General features: G+C 66.6%; 14 protein-coding genes. 11 read left to right on the forward strand and 3 right to left on the reverse strand.

Annotated features, from left to right (window positions below):
- Positions 1–8 precede the first annotated feature (8 nt).
- The 6 genes from ggt to AXA74_RS18715 all read left to right on the forward strand — a co-directional run bounded on the left by ggt (position 9) and on the right by AXA74_RS18715 (position 7,681).
- Complete coding sequence (gene ggt / locus AXA74_RS18690; RefSeq protein ID WP_029579508.1) at positions 9–1,637, forward strand: gamma-glutamyltransferase; 1,629 nt, start codon at positions 9–11, stop codon at positions 1,635–1,637.
- Positions 1,638–1,701: 64 nt separating this feature from the next.
- Complete coding sequence (locus AXA74_RS18695) at positions 1,702–3,222, forward strand: ABC transporter substrate-binding protein (protein ID WP_029579507.1); 1,521 nt, start codon at positions 1,702–1,704, stop codon at positions 3,220–3,222.
- Positions 3,223–3,289: 67 nt separating this feature from the next.
- Positions 3,290–4,234 (forward strand): ABC transporter permease, encoded by a 945-nt coding sequence (locus AXA74_RS18700; protein WP_029579506.1) that lies wholly within the window; start codon positions 3,290–3,292, stop codon positions 4,232–4,234.
- Complete coding sequence (locus tag AXA74_RS18705) at positions 4,231–5,100, forward strand: ABC transporter permease (protein ID WP_032979604.1); 870 nt, start codon at positions 4,231–4,233, stop codon at positions 5,098–5,100. The genes AXA74_RS18700 and AXA74_RS18705 overlap by 4 nt, the downstream gene beginning before the upstream one ends.
- A 15-nt stretch (positions 5,101–5,115) precedes the next feature.
- On the forward strand, positions 5,116–6,978 hold the full coding sequence (locus AXA74_RS18710) for a dipeptide ABC transporter ATP-binding protein (RefSeq protein ID WP_032979605.1): 1,863 nt from the start codon (positions 5,116–5,118) through the stop codon (positions 6,976–6,978).
- Positions 6,979–7,048: 70 nt separating this feature from the next.
- Complete coding sequence (locus tag AXA74_RS18715; RefSeq protein WP_032955793.1) at positions 7,049–7,681, forward strand: class I SAM-dependent methyltransferase; 633 nt, start codon at positions 7,049–7,051, stop codon at positions 7,679–7,681.
- Here AXA74_RS18715 and AXA74_RS18720 read toward each other — a convergent pair.
- The gene (locus AXA74_RS18720) at positions 7,678–8,313 is read right to left on the reverse strand and encodes a LysE family translocator (RefSeq protein ID WP_029579502.1); all 636 of its coding nucleotides are present in this window, start codon (positions 8,311–8,313) and stop codon (positions 7,678–7,680) included. The genes AXA74_RS18715 and AXA74_RS18720 overlap by 4 nt on opposite strands.
- Before the next feature lie 80 nt (positions 8,314–8,393).
- On the opposite strand from AXA74_RS18720, the gene AXA74_RS18725 reads away from it, so the two are divergent.
- Positions 8,394–8,942 (forward strand): YaeQ family protein, encoded by a 549-nt coding sequence (locus AXA74_RS18725; RefSeq protein ID WP_029579501.1) that lies wholly within the window; start codon positions 8,394–8,396, stop codon positions 8,940–8,942.
- Positions 8,943–8,955: 13 nt separating this feature from the next.
- Here the strand turns inward: AXA74_RS18725 and AXA74_RS18730 are convergent, their stop codons facing one another.
- A complete protein-coding gene (locus AXA74_RS18730; RefSeq protein ID WP_029579500.1) occupies positions 8,956–9,585 on the reverse strand; it encodes a chorismate--pyruvate lyase family protein in 630 nt (209 codons plus the stop codon).
- Positions 9,586–9,643: 58 nt separating this feature from the next.
- Between AXA74_RS18730 and AXA74_RS18735 the strand changes: the two genes are divergently transcribed.
- Positions 9,644–10,375, forward strand: a complete 732-nt coding sequence (locus AXA74_RS18735; RefSeq protein ID WP_029579499.1) for a pseudouridine synthase — start codon at positions 9,644–9,646, stop codon at positions 10,373–10,375.
- Positions 10,376–10,445: 70 nt separating this feature from the next.
- On the opposite strand, the gene AXA74_RS18740 is transcribed toward AXA74_RS18735, so the two are convergent.
- Entirely contained in the window at positions 10,446–11,357 is a 912-nt protein-coding gene (locus tag AXA74_RS18740; protein WP_029579498.1) for a LysR family transcriptional regulator, read from the reverse strand.
- 212 nt (positions 11,358–11,569) lie between these two features.
- Here AXA74_RS18740 and AXA74_RS18745 point away from each other — a divergent pair, with 212 nt between their 5' ends.
- Genes AXA74_RS18745 through adeC form a run of 3 tightly spaced genes read left to right on the forward strand, consistent with a single transcriptional unit; the run spans position 11,570 to position 17,415 of the window.
- Entirely contained in the window at positions 11,570–12,766 is a 1,197-nt protein-coding gene (locus AXA74_RS18745; protein WP_029579497.1) for an efflux RND transporter periplasmic adaptor subunit, read from the forward strand.
- A gap of 12 nt (positions 12,767–12,778) precedes the next feature.
- Positions 12,779–15,949: an efflux RND transporter permease subunit gene (locus AXA74_RS18750; protein WP_029579496.1), complete on the forward strand. Its 3,171-nt coding sequence runs from the start codon at positions 12,779–12,781 to the stop codon at positions 15,947–15,949.
- Entirely contained in the window at positions 15,946–17,415 is a 1,470-nt protein-coding gene (gene adeC, locus AXA74_RS18755) for an AdeC/AdeK/OprM family multidrug efflux complex outer membrane factor (RefSeq protein ID WP_029579495.1), read from the forward strand. Before AXA74_RS18750 ends, adeC begins: the two co-directional genes overlap by 4 nt.
- Positions 17,416–17,577 lie beyond the last annotated feature (162 nt).

Genomic DNA, 17,577 nt, shown 5'->3' on the forward strand with positions numbered 1-17,577 from the left:
GCCGTGCCATGAAACCGTTTGACTGGAGCAATCCCTATCCTTCGCATCGCATTCCGCTGTTTGCGCGCAATGTGGTGTCGACCTCGCATCCGCTGGCCGCCCAGGCCGGGCTGCGCATGCTGCTCAAGGGCGGCAATGCCGTGGACGCCGCCATCGCCGCGGCGGCCACCATCGTGCTGGTCGAGCCGGTGTCCAACGGCCTGGGCAGCGACTGTTTCGCGATCCTGTGGGACGGCAAGCAACTGCACGGCCTGAATTCCTCGGGCACCGCGCCCGCGGCCTGGAGCGTCGAGTACTTCAAGCGCAAGTACGGCACGGACGCCGCCGGCCTGGCCAAGCAGCCCAAGCGCGGCTGGGACACGGTCACGGTGCCGGGGGCGGTGGCGGGCTGGTCCGCCCTGCACGAGAAATTCGGCAAGCTGCCGTTCGAACAGCTGTTCGAACCGGCCATCGAAATCGCCGAGCGCGGCTATGCCGTGCCGCCCGTGGTGGCGCACAAATGGGCCGCAGCGGCCCAGGAACTCAGCGAGCAGCCCGGCTATGCCCAGGCCTTCCTGCCCAAGGGCCGGGCGCCGGAGGTGGGCGAGCATTTCCGCTTCCCCGACGCGGCCTATGCGCTCAAGCGCATCGCCGCCAGCGGCGGCCGCGATTTCTATGAGGGCGAGCTGGCCGAGCGTATTGCCGCCTTCAGCAAGGAGTGCGGCGGCGCCATGACGCTGGAGGATCTGCGCAACTACCGCCCGCAATGGGTCGAGCCCATCCGCAAGGCCTATCGCGGCTATGAGCTCAACGAAATCCCGCCCAACGGGCAGGGCATCGCCGCGCTGATCGCGCTGGGCATTTGCGAGAAATTCGACCTGGCCAATATGCCGGTGGATTCGGCGCAGTCGCAGCATGTGCAGATCGAGGCCATGAAGCTGGCCTTCGCCGACCTGTACCGCTATGTGGCCGATCCGCGCAGCATGGAAGTCACGCCGGCGCAGATGCTGGACGACGCCTATCTGGCCGACCGCGCCAAGCTCATCCAGCTGGACCGCGCGACCCACTTCGCGGCCGGCCGCCCGCATGCCGGCGGCACCATCTACCTGACCGCCGCCGACGAGAACGGCATGATGATTTCCTTCATCCAGTCGAACTACATGGGCTTCGGCTCGGGCGTGGTCGTGCCCGGCACGGGCATCAGCCTGCAGAACCGCGGCGTGGGCTTTTCGATGGACCCGGCCTCGGCCAATGTGGTCGAGGGCGGCAAGCGCCCCTTCCATACCATCATCCCGGGTTTCCTGACCCAGGGCGGCCAGCCGGTCATGAGCTTTGGCGTCATGGGCGGCGATATGCAGCCGCAGGGCCATATGCAGACCGTCATCCGCATGCTGGACTATCACCAGAACCCCCAGGCGGCCTGCTGCGCGCCGCGCTGGAAGGTCAATCGCGATTTCACGCTGGACATCGAGGCCAGCATGAATCCGGCCGTCGCGCAGGCGCTCAAGGACATGGGCCATTCCTTGAAGTCGGTCGACGATCCTTATATGGACTTCGGTGCCGGCCAGTTCATCTGGCGCATGCACGGCAGCGACAATGAACTGGGCTATGTGGCGGCCAGCGACAGCCGCCGCGACGGCCAGGCGGTCGGCTTCTGAGGCCGGCCCGGGCGCGCCCCGCGGCGGGCGCGCCGATTTTTCGTCAACAAGGGGAATAGATTCGATGAAAACCTGGAAACCTCTCGGCCTGGCACTGGCGGCGGCGACGCTGTCGCTGGCCGGCGCCGCCGCCGTGGCGCAAGACCTGCGTATCGGCCTGCAGGAGGATCCCGATGTGCTGGATCCGCATCGCGCGCGCACCTACGTCGGCCGCATTGTCTTCACGTCGCTGTGCGACAAGCTCGTGGACCTGGACGCCAAGCTGCAGTTTGTGCCCCAACTGGCGACCTCCTGGTCCTGGAGCGAGGACAACAAGGCCCTGACCTTCAAGCTGCGTGATGATGCCTATTTCCACGACGGCAGCAAGTTCGACGCCGCCGCGGCCAAGGCCAATCTCGAGCGCGCCATGACGCTGCAGGACAGCATGCGCAAGGGCGAGCTGGCCTCGGTCGAAACCATCGAGGCGCCCGATGCCCAGACGCTGGTGCTGCATCTGAAGCGCCCCGACGCCACCCTGGTGGCCCAGTTGTCCGACCGTGCCGGCATGATGCTCTCGCCCAAGTCCTTCGAGGGCGATCCGGCCGCCGTGGGCCGCAAGCCCATCTGCTCCGGGCCGTATAAATTCGTCGAGCGCGTGCAGAACGACCGCATCGTGCTGGAGAAGTTCGACAAATACTATGACGCCAAGAGCTATGCCTTCGCGCGCCTGGTGTTCCTGCCCATCCCGGACACCACGGTACGCCTGTCCAACCTGCGCTCCGGCGGCCTGGACATCCTGGAGCGCATGAATCCCTCCGATGCGCCGCAGGTCAAGAACGACAAGAGCGTGCAATTCATGTCGGTCTCCGGCCTGGGCTTCCAGGAGGTGTTCTACAACCTGGGCAATGGCAAGCGGGCCGAGACCAGCCCCTTCAAGGATCCGCGCGTGCGGCATGCCTTCGAGCTGACCATAGACCGCAATGTCATCAACGAAGTCGTCGGCGGCGGCATTTTCGAGCCGGCCAGCCAGCCTTTCCCGCCGGCCAGCCCCTATCATTCCGACAAGTTCCCCGTGCCCAAGCGCGACGTGGCGCGCGCCCGCGCCCTGCTCAAGGAGGCGGGCCTGGACAAGGTGAGCGCCGAGTTCGCCTTCGGCAACAACACCACCACGGCGGCCATCGCCGAGATGATCCAGGCCATGTCGGCCGAGGCGGGCTTCCAGCTCAAGCTGCGGCCCACCGAGTACGCGGCGCTGCTGAACGAGGCGCAGGCCGGCAATTTCGAGGTCATCATGCGCGGCTGGTCGGGCCGGGTGGATCCGGACGGCAACGTCTACCAGTTCGTGACCTGCAAGGGCTCGCTGAACGACGGCCGCTACTGCAACCCCGAGGTCGACAAGCTGCTGGCCGATGCGCGCACCGTGCCCGACCAGGACAAGCGGCGCGCCATCTATGATCAGGCCCAGAAGTTGCTGCACGACGACGCCCACAACTTCTACCTGTACTATCAGCCCTGGCCTTTTGTGCTGGGCAAAAACGTGCGTGGTTTCACCGCCTATCCCGACGGGATGATCCGTCTGAAGGGCGTCACCCTGGCACAGAAGTAATCCTGCCGCGATGGCCGGGCGCCTGCGCGCCCGGCCGGCGGCGTTTTTGTTTTCCGGTTTCCCAAGCATGTTCAAACTGATATTGCGCCGCGTGGTGGTGGCGATCCCGACACTGGTCCTGGTGTCGATGATCGTCTTCATGCTGCAAAAAATCCTGCCGGGCGATCCCGTCCTGACCCTGGCCGGCGAAGAGCGGGATCCCGCCGTGCTGGACTATCTGCGCGACAAGTACCGCCTGAACGATCCCTTGCCCATGCAATACATGGCCTGGGTGGGACAGGTCGTCCAGGGGGATCTGGGCAAGTCCATGCGCACCGATGTCCCGGTGCTCACGCTGATCGGCCAGAAACTGCCGGTCACGCTGCAGCTGGCCGCCATGGCCATGGCCTTCGCCATGCTCATCGGCATCCCCATGGGCATCATCGCGGCGGTGCGCAAGGGCACGGCCGTCGAGATGGGGGCCAATGTGGCGGCCTTGTCCGGGATGTCGATACCGAACTTCTGGCTTGGCATCATCCTCATCATGGTGGTGTCGGTGCAATGGAAGCTGTTGCCGGCGTCGGGCTACGTCTCGCCGGCCGAGGATTTCTGGCTGTCCATCAAGACCATGCTGATGCCGGCCTTCGTGCTGTCGACGGCGATCGCCGCCTACCTGATGCGTCATACGCGCTCGGCCATGCTGGAGGCCCTGAGCGCCGACTATGTGCGCACCGCGCGCGCCAAGGGCGTGTCGGCCCGCAAGGTGGTGCTGCGCCACGCCCTGCGCAACGCCCTCATGCCCATCATCACCCTGGTGACGCTGCTATTCGGCGAATTGCTGGCCGGCGCCGTGCTGACCGAACAGGTCTTCACGATCCCGGGCTTCGGCAAGCTGATCGTCGACGCCGTGTTCAACCGGGACTATGCGGTCGTGCAGGGGGTCGTGCTCTGCGTCGCGGTGGGCTTTATTTTCATGAACCTGCTGGCCGATGTCCTGTACGTCCTGGTCAATCCCCGTCTGAGGCATCAATGAGCGCGACCGTCGCAACCGCCGTCCCGCCCCGCGCCGGCAATCGCGCCTGGGCCAAATTCAAGCGCAACAAGGTCGCCCTGGTGGGCGCCTTCATTGTGCTGTTCTTCGTGCTGCTGGCGCTGTTCGCGCCGCTGATCGCCAACCACGATCCCTTCCAGACCAGTTTCATGACCATCCGCAAGGCGCCCTCGGCGACCTATTGGATGGGCACGGACGAACTGGGCCGTGATATTTTCAGCCGCATGGTCTTCGGGGCGCGCGCCTCGCTCATGGCGGGCATGGTGTCGGTCCTGATCGCCCTGGTGGTGGGCGTGCCCTTCGGGCTGGCCGCGGGCTATTTCGGCGGCTGGACCGACAGCATCATTTCGCGCGCCACCGAGGCGCTGCTCGCCATTCCCTTCCTGATCCTGGCCATCGCCCTGGCCGCCTTCCTGGGACCGAGCCTGGTCAACGCCATGATCGCCATCGGCGTGTCGGCCGCGCCCAAGTTCATCCGCATCACGCGCGGCCAGGTGCTGGCGGTGCGCAATGAAGACTACGTCCAGAGCGCGCGCGCCCTGGGCGCTTCGGACCTGCGCATCATTGCACGGCATGTCTTTCCCAATGTGATGCCGCCCCTGATCGTGCAGGCCACCATCACCATCGCCACGGCCATCATCGCCGAGGCCAGCCTGTCCTTCCTGGGCCTTGGGCTGCAGCCGCCCAATCCCTCCTGGGGCTCGATGCTGAATACGGCCAAGAATTTCATGACCCAGGCGCCGTGGATGTCGATCTTCCCCGGATCGGCCATCTTCCTGGCCGTGCTGGGCTTCAATCTGCTGGGCGACGGTCTGCGTGACGCCCTGGATCCGCGTCAGGACAAGTAAAGCATGATCGCAAGTATGGACAATCACCGCGTGGTGCAGGTCGACGGCCTGACCGTGCGCTTCAAGACGCCCACGCGCACGGTCGAGGCGGTGCGCGACGTGTCGTTTCACGTCAATCGCGGCGAGACGCTCGCCATCGTGGGCGAATCGGGTTCGGGCAAATCGGTCACCTCGCTGGCCCTCATGCGGCTGGTGGAGTATGGCGGCGGCAAGATCGCCTCGGGGGATATGCGGCTGCGCCGGCGCAATGGCGAGGTCCTGGACCTGGCGCGCGCCGAGGAGCGGGTGCTGGAAAAAGTGCGCGGCGCCGATGTGGCCATGATCTTCCAGGAACCCATGACCTCGCTGAATCCGAGCTTCACGGCCGGTTTCCAGATCGCGGAGGCCCTGCGCCTGCACCAGGGCCTGGACGCCGGCGCGGCCCGCGCCGAAGCCCTGCGCATGCTCGAGCGCGTGCGCATCCCGGAGGCGCGCGCCATCCTGGACCGCTATCCCCACCAGCTCTCCGGCGGCATGCGCCAGCGCGTCATGATCGCCATGGCGCTGTCGTGCAAGCCCCAGCTGCTGATCGCCGACGAGCCGACCACGGCCCTGGATGTCACCATCCAGGCGCAGATCCTGCAATTGATCCGCCAGCTCCAGGAAGAGATGGATATGGGCGTGATCTTCATCACCCATGATATGGGGGTGGTGGCCGAGGTCGCCGACCGCGTGCTGGTGATGTATCGCGGCGACAAGGTGGAGGAGGGCGGCTCCGACGAGATCTTCGCCCATCCGCGCCATGCCTATACCCGCGCGCTGCTGTCGGCCGTGCCGCGCCTGGGCGCCATGCAGGGCACCGATCTGCCCAAGCCGTTTCCGCTGCTGCGCGTCGATGACGATGCGGCCGCGCCGGCCGAACCCGCGGCCGCGGACACGGTGCGCCGCGACCAGGGCCCCGTGCTCAAGGTGCGCGATCTTATCACCCGCTTCGATATCCGGGGCGGTGTCTTCGGCGGGGTGCAAAAGCGCGTGCACGCCGTCGAGAAAGTCAGCTTCGACCTCTACCCGGGCGAAACCCTGTCGCTGGTGGGCGAGTCGGGTTGCGGCAAGACCACGACGGGGCGCTCCTTGCTGCAACTGGTCAAGAGCCAGGGCGGCAGCATCGAGTTCGACGGCCGCGACATCGGCACGCTGCGCGGCGCGGCCATGCAGACCCTGCGCCAGCACATCCAGTTCATCTTCCAGGATCCTTTCGCGTCGCTGGACCCGCGCATGACGGTGGGCGACTCCATCATGGAGCCGCTGCTCATCCACAAGGCCGCGCGCGGCAAGGCGGCCGAGGAGCGCGTGCGCTGGCTGATGGACAAGTGCGGCCTGCTGCCCGACATGGTAGACCGCTATCCGCACGAGTTCTCGGGCGGGCAGCGCCAGCGCATCTGCATCGCGCGCGCCCTGGCGCTCAACCCCAAGGTGGTGATCGCCGACGAATCCGTGTCGGCGCTGGACGTGTCCATCCAGGCGCAGATCGTCAATCTGCTGCTGGATCTGCAACGCGACCTCGGCGTGTCCTTTCTGTTCATCTCGCATGACATGGCGGTGGTCGAGCGCGTCAGCCACCGCGTGGCGGTCATGTACCTGGGCCAGATCGTGGAGATCGGCCCGCGCCGCGCCATCTTCGAGAACCCGCAGCACCCCTATACCAAGAAGCTGATGGCCGCGGTGCCCATCGCCGATCCCCGGCGTCGCCATCGCCAGCGTTCGCTGCTGGTCGACGAGATCCCCAGCCCGGTGCGCCGGGTGGGCGACGAGCCCGTGGTCCAGCCGCTGGTGCAAGTCGGAGAGGGGCATTACGTGGCTCGCCATACAGTAGGGGTGTATGGAGAGCATGCCGTATAGGTTTGGTCTGGTAATGGCTCGTGTTTGATGCCCGTCATCGGCAAAGCTGGAAAAAATTCCAGCTTTGTCCATGGCAAATCTCTTTCGTCCCGGGCGCCTGCGGCGCGCCCTCCACCGCGCGCTCTTTTCCTTGTCGCCCCGCCTCGCGCAGGGCCTGGATGTGCGCTTTTGCTACGACTCGGCGGACCGGCGCTTTCTCGAGGGGCCGGTCTTCGATTTTCTCAACACCTGCTATCGCGCGCGGCATGCCCGTTGCCTGTTCATCGGCATGTCGCGCTACAACTGGCACTATCCGCGCCTGCTTGCGCTGGACTTCCATTCGGTGGATATCGATCCGCGCTGCGCGCGTTACGGCCAGCCAGGCCGGCATGTCACGGGCGACGCCACGGCCTTGCGGGACTACTATCCCGCCAGCCACTTCGAGGTGGTGATCGCCAACGGCATGGTGGGCTACGGGGTCAACGATGCCGGGTCCTTCGGCCGCCTGCTGCACGGCGCCATCGATGTGCTCAAGCCCGGCGGACGCCTGATCCTGGGCTACAACGATACCCGCCGCCGTCTGCGGTTCGACATGGAAGGGATGCTGGCGGCCTGCGGCCTGGCGCGGGAAGCGCCGCCGATACTTGGCCTGGAGGGGCACACCTTGTTGTTCCCGGCGCCCGGCTGCCACCGCTATGTGTTTTTGCGCAAGCCCCGGGGCTAACGGCGTTCGAGGGCGAGCTTCAGGCCGAAGGCCACGAAGACCACGCCCGTGGCCGCGTCCAGGCCACGCCCCACGCCGGGGCGGCCCAGCCAGCGCGCCAACGGCCGGGTGGCGGCCACCAGCACGGCGAACCAGGCGATGCCGATCATGGCATGCAGCGCCGCCAGCAGCAGGCTGAAGCCCAGCACGTCCGCGCCCTGCGGGATGAATTGCGGCAGAAACGTGATGTAGAACACCCCGACCTTGGGGTTGAGCAGATTGGTCAGGCAGCCGCGCCGCAGCCAGCCCAGCGCGCTTACGCCGGCTTGTGGACGGGCGGGCCGGCCCGGGCCGCTTGCCGCGCGCGCCCGGCGCGCGCGCCATAACAGGCCCGCGCCCAGGTAGAGCAGATAGGCGGCGCCGGCGATGCGCAGGACCTCGTAGGCGAACTGGGAGGCCGCCAGCAGGGCGCCCAGGCCGAAGGCGGCCGCGGCGCCCCAGGCCAGGCAGCCGACGCATATGCCCAGGCCGGCCATGAAGGCGCGGCGCGGCCCTTCCGTGGCGGCGGTGCGCAGCACCAGCGCCGTATCCAGCCCGGGCGTGAGCGTCATGATGAGGGCGGCGACGGAGAAGGCGAGCAGGGCGGCGGTCATGGCATGGGCGGGGCGCGTGTGTGTCCATCATACCCGCCGCAGGCGTTATGATGGCGGGCTGACCTCGCCGGATAGTTTTCATGGCTCTGCGCGCAACGATATATAAAGCCGACCTCAATATTGCCGACACCGACCGCCATTATTACGGCAGCCATGGGCTGACCGTGGCGCGCCACCCGTCGGAGACCGATGAGCGCATGATGGTGCGCATCGCCGCATTTGCCATGCATGCCGACGATTCATTGGCCTTCACCAAGGGCCTGAGCGACACGGATGAACCCGATATCTGGTCCAAGGACCTGACCGGCGCCATTTCGCTGTGGATCGAGGTCGGCCAGCCCGATGAGCGACGCATCCTGCGGGCCTGCGGCCGCGCCGAACAGGTCGTCATCTACTGCTACGGCGGTCATGCTTCCCAGGTCTGGTGGGACGGCGTGCGCGGCAAGGTGGAGCGGGCGCGCAATCTGCGCGTGGTCAACCTGCCCGCGGGCCAGACCCAGGCCCTGGCCGGGCTGGCCGAGCGCGGCATGCAGATCAACGTCAATATCTCCGACCATACGGTCTATGTCTCGGCGGCCCAGGGCGAAGTGGCCCTGGAGCCCGAGGTGTGGCGCGAGGCCAGGGACTGAGGCGGGGCCGGGCTCAGCCGCGCGGGTCGCTGGCGGGGATCCCGGCGCGCCGCTCATGCGCCTTGATGGGCGGCACGATGCGCCCGGCGCCGCGCCAGAACGCCGGCAGGAAACACTCGGCCACCAGCAGGGGCTGGCCGTGACGCCAGAACACGGAGCGGCGCGCCCACAGGAAGCGGGCGTCGGATGCCGGCACCGAGGGCAGGCCGGCGACCATGCGGAAAAAGGGCAGGGGCGAGGCCAGCCTGCGGCAGGCGAAGGGCGAGCGGGTGACGCTGCGGTCGTGGTAGAGCATGTCGGCCAGCGGCCGGGTCATCAGGCGCCGCATGCCCTGCCAGCTGCCATGGGAGGCGGATAGGGGGGTGAGGCTGCGGGCCGGCACGCTATCGACACCGTCGATCGACATCAGGACTTCGCGCACCCATACGGCGGAGCCGGGAGGGATGCGCATGGCCTGCGCCTCGTCGGGCGCCGCGCCCTGGGCGTATTCGTCCACCACGCGCAGCCGGACCTGGCCCAGCTGGCGCAGGCCGGCCGTCAGGGCGCCCGGGCGGAACAGCCAATGGCGTTGGGCAGGAGTCAAGAAAAAGGGGGCGCGTGTCAGCCAGCCGGCGGCCAGCGGTGCTTGATACAGGGCAGTCATGGCTACGTATTATGCCAAGACCGCCGGCGCGGATCGGCCGCGCCTTACAATACGCGCCATGGAAAAAGTACGTATCTCCAAGTTGATGTCGGAGCGCGGCCTGTGTTCGCGCCGCGAGGCCGACAGCTATATCGAGCGCGGCTGGGTGCGGGTGGACGGGGTGGTCGTCTCCGAGCTCGGCGCCAAGGCCTATCCCGACCAGACGATCACGCTGGAGCGCGCCGCGCGCGCGGCGCAGACGTCGCTGGTCACCATCCTGATCAACAAGCCCATCGGCTATGTCTCCGGCCAGGCCGAGGACGGCTACAAGCCCGCCGCTGCCCTGGTCGACGCCCGCAGCCAGTACGAGGGCGACCGTTCGCGCCGCCGTTTCGACCGCGCGCACCTGCGCGGCCTGGCCGTGGCCGGGCGCCTGGACATCGATTCCCAGGGTCTGCTGGTGCTGACCCAGGACGGCCGCATCGCCAAACAGCTGATCGGCGAGGACTCGGCCGTCGATAAGGAGTATCTGGTGCGCGTCGAGGGCAGGCTGGACGAGCGTGGTCTGGCGCTGCTCAACCACGGCTTGTCGCTGGACGGCAAGCCGCTCAAGCCGGCCGAGGTGCGTTGGCAGAACGAAGACCAGCTGCGCTTTGTGCTGCATGAGGGCAAAAAGCGCCAGATCCGCCGCATGTGCGAATTGGTCGGGCTGAAGGTCGTGGGCCTGAAGCGCGTGCGCATCGGTCGTGTGCGCCTGGGCGACCTGCCCCTGGGGCAATGGCGCTATCTGCGCGAGGACGAGCGCTTCTGAGCCGCTTGCGGCAGGCCCGGTTTGTATCGGGTTTGCGTAAACTGATTTCAGTACATTACAAACATGGCGGTCAGACTGTGTCCGGAAACAGCCTGGCGCTATGCTTTTCCCCCGGCCCCTGCATGCCCAGGCGCTCCATCAGGAATTCGATGAAGATGCGCGTCTTGGCGGGCAGCAGCCGGGTGTCCGTGACCGCGTAGACCGGGAAAGGGCCGGCATGCCAATCCGGCAGCACCCGTTCCAGGGGGCGGCCTTCATTGCCGGGCACGCTGCCCAGGATGGCGATTCCGGCGCCCAGCCCCGTCAGGCTGCGCAGCATGGACACACTGTTGACCGAATAACGCTTGCCCGGCGTGACCTCGAGCTGCTGCTGGCCATCGGTCAGCGGCCACCGGGTGACGCGGCCGGCATGTCCGACCCGGAATTCCAGGCACTCATGCTTGACCAGATCATCCGGATGCTGCGGCCGGCCATGCCGGGCGAGGTAGTCCGGCGACGCATAGAGATAGGCGGGCAGCATGCCCAGCAGGCGCGCGATCTGGGTGGAGTCCGGCAGCTCGCCGACCTCGATGGCGACATCGCAGGCCTGGAAGACCCGGTTGGCATGCTCGGGGCTGGCAATGTCGAGGTAGAAGTCCACCTCGGGGTAGCGCTGGGAGAACTCGACGAAGCACTCGGCCAGGAACTCCGTGCCGAAATCGGCGGGCAGGTTCACGCGCAGCGGCCCAGAGGGGGTTTCCAGCAGGTTCTGCAGTTCTTCATGCACCACCTGGGCTTCCGCCACGATGCGCTGGCAACGGTCGAAATACAGCTGTCCGGCCGCGGTCAGTTCGACTTTGCGCGTCGTGCGGGCCAGCAGCTGCAGGCCGACGGAGCGCTCCAGTTCGGCCACCTGGCGCGACAGCGTCGATTTGGGAACGCCGAGGTTTTCGGCCGCGCGGCTGAAGTTGCGCGTCTTGGCCACCTCGACGAAGAGTTCCATGCCTTGGAGTCGATTGTTCATGGAGCATCAGCTTAATGTGCGGGAAGCGGTTTTATTGTCCCATAAATGGAATGATGTTTTCGTATCTGACGTCTTTGTTTCTCGGACGGGATAACGGAAAATGTGGCGTTTTGCATCGCAGCAAAGCGAATATCCGGAGACGGGCGTGCAGGCCCGCCGCCGGGGATAGGTTGGATTCGGGAATGGATCATATGAAGAACAAGAAGCAGGTATGGCGCGGCGCGGCCGCGCTTTCGGCGGCGGCACTGGCCCTCGCATTGGCGGGCTGCGGCAAAGAGCAGGCCGCGCCTCAGGCAGGCAAGCCCCAGGTCGGGGTGGTCACCCTCAAATCGCAGCCTGTTTCGCTTTCCACCGAGCTGCCGGGCCGCACGTCGGCCTTCCGCATCGCCGAGGTCCGGCCGCAAGTCAGCGGCATCGTGCAAAAGCGCCTCTTCACCGAAGGCGGCGAAGTGCGCGCCGGCCAGCAGCTCTACCAGATCGACCCCTCGCTCTACCAGGCGAGCTACGACAGCAGCAAGGCCGCCCTGGCGCGGGCGCAGGCGCAGTTGCGCACCGCCGCGCTGTTGGTGGACCGCTACAAGCCGCTGGTGGAGACCCGCGCGGTCAGCCGTCAGACCTATGACGATGCCGTGGCCGCTCGCGACCAGGCCAATGCCGATGTGCTGTCGGCCAAGGCCGCGTTGGAGACGGCCCGCATCAACCTGGTCTACACCAAGGTGCTGTCGCCCATCGACGGCATCATCGGCCGCTCGCTCGTGACCGAGGGCGCCCTGGTGACGGCCAACCAGTCCGGCGCGATCGCCTCGGTGCAGCAGATCGATCCCATCTATGTCGACGTGACCCAGTCCAGCGTGCAGCTGCTGCGTCTCAAAAGCGCGATGGCCAGCGGCCAGCTGCAGCAGGCCGATGGCGCCCAGGCCGCCAAGGTCACCCTCGTGCTGGAAGACGGCAGCACCTATGCCGAAGCCGGCAAGCTGGAGTTCTCCGAAGTGACGGTGGACCCGACCACCGGTTCGGTGACCTTGCGCGCGGTGTTCCCCAACCCGGGCCATCAACTGCTGCCCGGGATGTTCGTGCGCGCGCGACTGGCGCAAGGCGTGGCCAACGACGGCCTGCTCGTGCCGCAGCGCGGTGTGACGCGCAGCCAGCGTGGCCTGCCGACCGCCCTGGTGGTCAATGCCGAGAACAAGGTCGAGCTGCGCGAGCTGGTGACGGACCGCGCGCTGGGGGACCAGTGGCTGGTCACCAAGGGCCTGGCCGCGGGCGACCGCGTCATTGTCGAGGGCCTGCAGTCGGTGCGTCCGGGTATCGAAGTCAACGCTCAGGAATATCAGGCCCGCGCAGCCGCGCCGGCCGGGCAGGGCGGCCAGGCGCCGGCGGCCAAGTAAGGGAGCCAGCGCATGGCAAAGTTTTTTATCGACAGGCCGGTCTTCGCCTGGGTGATCGCCATCGTCCTGATGATGGCCGGCGCCCTGTCCATCCTTAATCTGCCGGTGGCGCAATATCCCAATATCGCGCCGCCCGCGATCGCCATCAACGTGACCTATCCCGGCGCTTCGGCGCAGACCGTGCAGGACACGGTGGTCCAGGTGATCGAGCAGCAGATGAACGGCATCGACAACCTGGAGTACATCTCTTCGGAGAGTAATTCCGACGGTAGCGTCGCCATTACGCTGACCTTCCGCCAAGGTACCAATCCGGACACGGCCCAGGTGCAGGTGCAGAACAAGCTGGCCGTGGCCCAGCCGCTGCTGCCGCAAGAAGTGCAGCAGCAGGGCATACGGGTGACCAAGGCGACCAAGAACTTCCTCATCGTCGCCGGCTTCGTCTCCTCCGATGGCAGCATGGATAAGTCGGACCTTGCCGACTATGTGGCTTCCTACGTGCAGGATCCGATCAGCCGCACGCGCGGCGTGGGCGATTTCCAGCTGTTCGGCGCCTCGTATGCGATGCGGGTCTGGCTCAGCCCCGAAAAGCTCATCAACTACAACCTCGCCGCCTCCGACGTCACCAACGCCATCAAGGAGCAGAACGTCCAGGTGTCCTCGGGCCAGCTGGGCGGCCTGCCGGCCACGCGCGGCCAGCAATTGAACGCCACGGTCATCGGCCCCACGCGCCTACAGACGCCGGAAGAGTTCGGCGACATCCTGCTCAAGGTCAACACCGACGGCTCGCAGGTGCGCCTGCGCGACGTCGCCAAGATCGAGCTGGGGGCGCAAGGCTATTCCATCGACAGCTATTACAACGGCAAGCCCGCCTCGGGCCTGGCGGTCAAGCTGGCCACCGGCGCCAATGCGCTGGATACGGCGCAGGCGGTGCGCGACACCATCAACAGCCTCAAGCCCTATTTCCCGCCGGGCATGGAGGTGGTCTATCCCTACGACACGACGCCCTTTGTCAGCCTGTCCATCGAAAGCGTGATCCACACGCTCTTCGAGGCCATCGTGCTCGTGTTCCTGGTGATGTACCTCTTCCTGCAGAATGTGCGCGCCACCCTGATTCCGACCCTGGCCGTGCCGGTGGTGCTGCTGGGCACCTTCGGGGTGCTGGCCGCCTTCGGCTATTCCATCAACACCCTGACCATGTTCGGCATGGTGCTGGCCATCGGCCTGCTGGTCGATGACGCCATCGTGGTGGTGGAAAACGTCGAGCGCGTGATGGCCGAGGAGGGCTTGTCGCCCAAGGCCGCCACGCGCAAGTCCATGGGACAGATCACCGGCGCGCTGATCGGCATCGCCATGGTGTTGTCGGCCGTGTTCATTCCCATGGCCTTCTTCGGCGGCTCCACGGGCGTGATCTATCGCCAGTTCTCGATCACCATCGTCTCGTCCATGGTGCTGTCGGTCGTCGTGGCCATCGTCTTCACGCCGGCCTTGTGCGCCACGCTGCTCAAGCCCATTCCCAAGGGCCACCACGGCACCAAGAAGGGCTTTTTCGGCTGGTTCAACCGCATGTTCGAGCGTTCCACGGAAGGCTATGCCAATACCGTGGCTCGCACGATGACACGCGGCAAGCGCCTGCTGGTCATCTACCTGGCGCTGATCCTGGCCATGGGCTGGCTCTTCACGCGCATCCCGACGGCCTTCCTGCCCGAGGAAGACCAGGGCATTCTGTTTGCCCAGGTGCAAGCCCCGGCCGGCGCCAGCGCCGAGCGCACCAAGGTCGTGATCGACCAGGCCGTGAACTACCTGCTCGAGAACGAGAAGGATTCGGTGGCCTCGGTGTTCGCGGTCTCGGGCTTTTCCTTCGGCGGCCGGGGCCAGAACGCGGCCATCCTGTTCATCAAGCTGCGCGACTGGAAGGAACGCCCCGCGGCCAGCCAGCGGGCCGCGGCCGTGGCGCAGCGCGCCAATGGCTATTTCTTCGGCCATATCCGCGACGCCCAGGCCTTTGTCTTCGCGCCGCCGGCGGTGATGGAACTGGGCAACGCGACCGGCTTTGACTTCATGCTGCAGGACCGCGCCGGCGTGGGCCATGACAAGCTGCTGGCCGCGCGCAACCAGCTCCTGGGCGAGGCCGCGCAAAGCCCCGTGCTGGCCCGCGTGCGCCCCAACGGGATCGAGGACGCGCCCCAGTACCAACTGGACATCGACCGAGAGAAAGCGCGCGCGCTGGGCGTGGCGATCGCCGACATCAACAGCACCCTGTCCACGGCCTGGGGCTCGTCGTATGTCAATGACTTCATCGACCGCGGCCGCGTCAAGAAGGTATTCGTGCAGGGCGAGGCCGCCTCGCGCATGCTGCCCGAGGACCTGGACAAATGGTATGTGCGCAATGCCTCCGGCGACATGGTGCCGTTTTCGGCCTTCGCCAAGGCGCACTGGACCTATGGGCCGCAGAAGCTGAACCGCTACAACGGCGTGCCCTCGTACAACATCCAGGGCGAAGCCGCGCCGGGACGCAGCTCGGGCGAAGCCATGGCCGAGATGGAGCGCCTGGCGGCCAAGCTGCCCACGGGGATAGGTTTCGAATGGACCGGTTTGTCGTATGAGGAGCGGCTCTCCGGCGCCCAGGCGCCCGCCTTGTACGCGATCTCCCTCATTGTGGTCTTCCTTTGCCTGGCGGCGCTCTATGAAAGCTGGAGCATTCCCACGGCGGTGATGCTGGTGGTGCCGCTGGGGGTGATCGGCGCCCTGGCCGCCACGCTGTTGCGCGGCCTGTCCAACGACGTCTATTTCCAGGTCGGCCTGCTCACGACAGTAGGCCTGGCGGCCAAGAACGCGATCCTGATCGTGGAATTCGCCAAGGAGCACTATGAGCAGGGCGCCAGCCTGGTCGAGGCGGCGGTGCACGCGGCGCGCCAGCGTCTGCGGCCCATCCTGATGACCTCCATGGCCTTCATCCTGGGCGTGGTGCCCCTGGCCATTTCCAATGGCGCGGGTTCCGGCAGCCAGCACGCCATCGGCACCGGCGTGATCGGCGGCATGCTCTCGGGCACCTTCCTGGCGATTTTCTTCGTGCCCCTGTTCTTCGTGCTGGTCCTGCGTCTGTTCAAGGTCAGGCGCCTGACCGAAATCCGCGCGCAGGAAGAGGCGGCGCACGCTCATTCCAACGGAGATCAGCAGCAATGATCCCCACCATGAAAACCCTGTTGTCCCTTTCGCTGGCCGGCGCCCTGGCCGGCTGCTCGCTGGCGCCCAAGTATGAGCGCCCCGAGGCGCCCATCGATGCGGTCTATCCCAGCGGTCCGGCCTATGGCGCGGCTGTCCAGCCGGCCGCCGGGCAAGTGGCGGCCGCCGACGTGGGCTGGCGTGACTTCTTCCGCGATCCGCTCCTGCAGCGCGTCCTGGAACTGACGCTGGCCAATAACCGCGACCTGCGCGTGGCCGCGCTCAATGTCGAGGCGGCGCGGGCGCAGTACCGCATCCAGCGCGCCGACCTCCTGCCCTCGGTGGGCGTGGCGGGCGACGCCTCGGTGCAGCGCTCGCCCGGTGACCTGACCCAATCGGGCAATCCGCAGATCTCGCGCCAGTATCGCGTGGGCGGGGCCGTGGCCTCCTGGGAGCTGGACCTGTTCGGCCGCATCCAGAGCCTGAGCGAAGAGGCCCTGCAGACCTATCTGGCGCAGGACGAGACGCGCATCGCCACCCAGTTGACGCTGATCGCCGAGACGGCCAATGCCTATCTGACCTTGCGGGCCGACCAGGAACTGCTGCAGCTGACCCAGGACACGCTCTCTTCTCAGCAGGACTCCTACAAGCTCACCAAGCAGAGTTATGACCAAGGCGTGGCGACCGCGCTGGACCTGAGCCAGGCAGAGATTTCCCTGCGCACCGCCGAGCGCAACCAGGCCCAGTACCTGCGCCAGGTCGCCCAGGACCGCAATGCGCTGACGCTGCTGGTGGGCCAGCCGCTGCCGCCCGAACTGCTGGAGCAGCTGGCGCAGGCCACGCGCCTGCCGGACGACGTCGTGATCGCCGACCTGCCGGCCGGCCTGCCTTCGGACCTGCTGGCGCGCCGCCCGGACGTGCGCGCCGCCGAGCATGTGCTGCAGGGGGCCAACGCCAATATCGGCGCGGCGCGCGCGGCCTTCTTTCCCACCATCAGCCTGACCGGTTCGGCTGGCACGGCCAGCGCCTCGCTGGGCGGACTGTTCAAGGCCGGTTCGGGAGCCTGGAGCTTTGCGCCGCAGATCACCTTGCCGATCTTCGCGGGCGGCTCGCTCATGGCCAATCTCGATCTTGCCCATGTGCGCAAGCGCATCGAGGTGGCCAACTACGAGAAGGCCATCCAGACCGGTTTTCGGGAAGTGGCCGACGGCCTGGCCGGGCGCGCGACGCTGGACCAGCAGATCACCGCGCAGCGCCAGCTGGTCGACGCCAGCCAGCGCGCGTACACGCTGGCGGACCAGCGCTTTCGTCAGGGGGTCGACAGCTACCTGAGCGTGCTGGATTCACAGCGTTCGCTGTACGCGGCGCAACAGGTGCTGATCGACACCCGCCTGGCGCGCCTGTCCAACCTGATCAGCCTGTACAAATCCCTGGGCGGCGGCTGGACCGAACGCACCGTGACGGCCGGCGCGCTACCGCCCGGCTAGACCCCGCCTGCGTCGGCGCGGGCCGGATAAGCACTTTTTTGCGTGCTTGTCCGGCCTGTTTTTGTTTATCAGTCCAATTGATCTGCGCGTGTTTATGGCCTGCAACAATCGGCCAAAAATAGGTCGCATCCACGTATGGGTCCGCCGGCCCCGCTCTTAGAG

Origin of the sequence: Bordetella hinzii LMG 13501 (assembly GCF_001548475.1) — a bacterium.
Classification (GTDB): domain Bacteria; phylum Pseudomonadota; class Gammaproteobacteria; order Burkholderiales; family Burkholderiaceae_B; genus Bordetella; species Bordetella hinzii.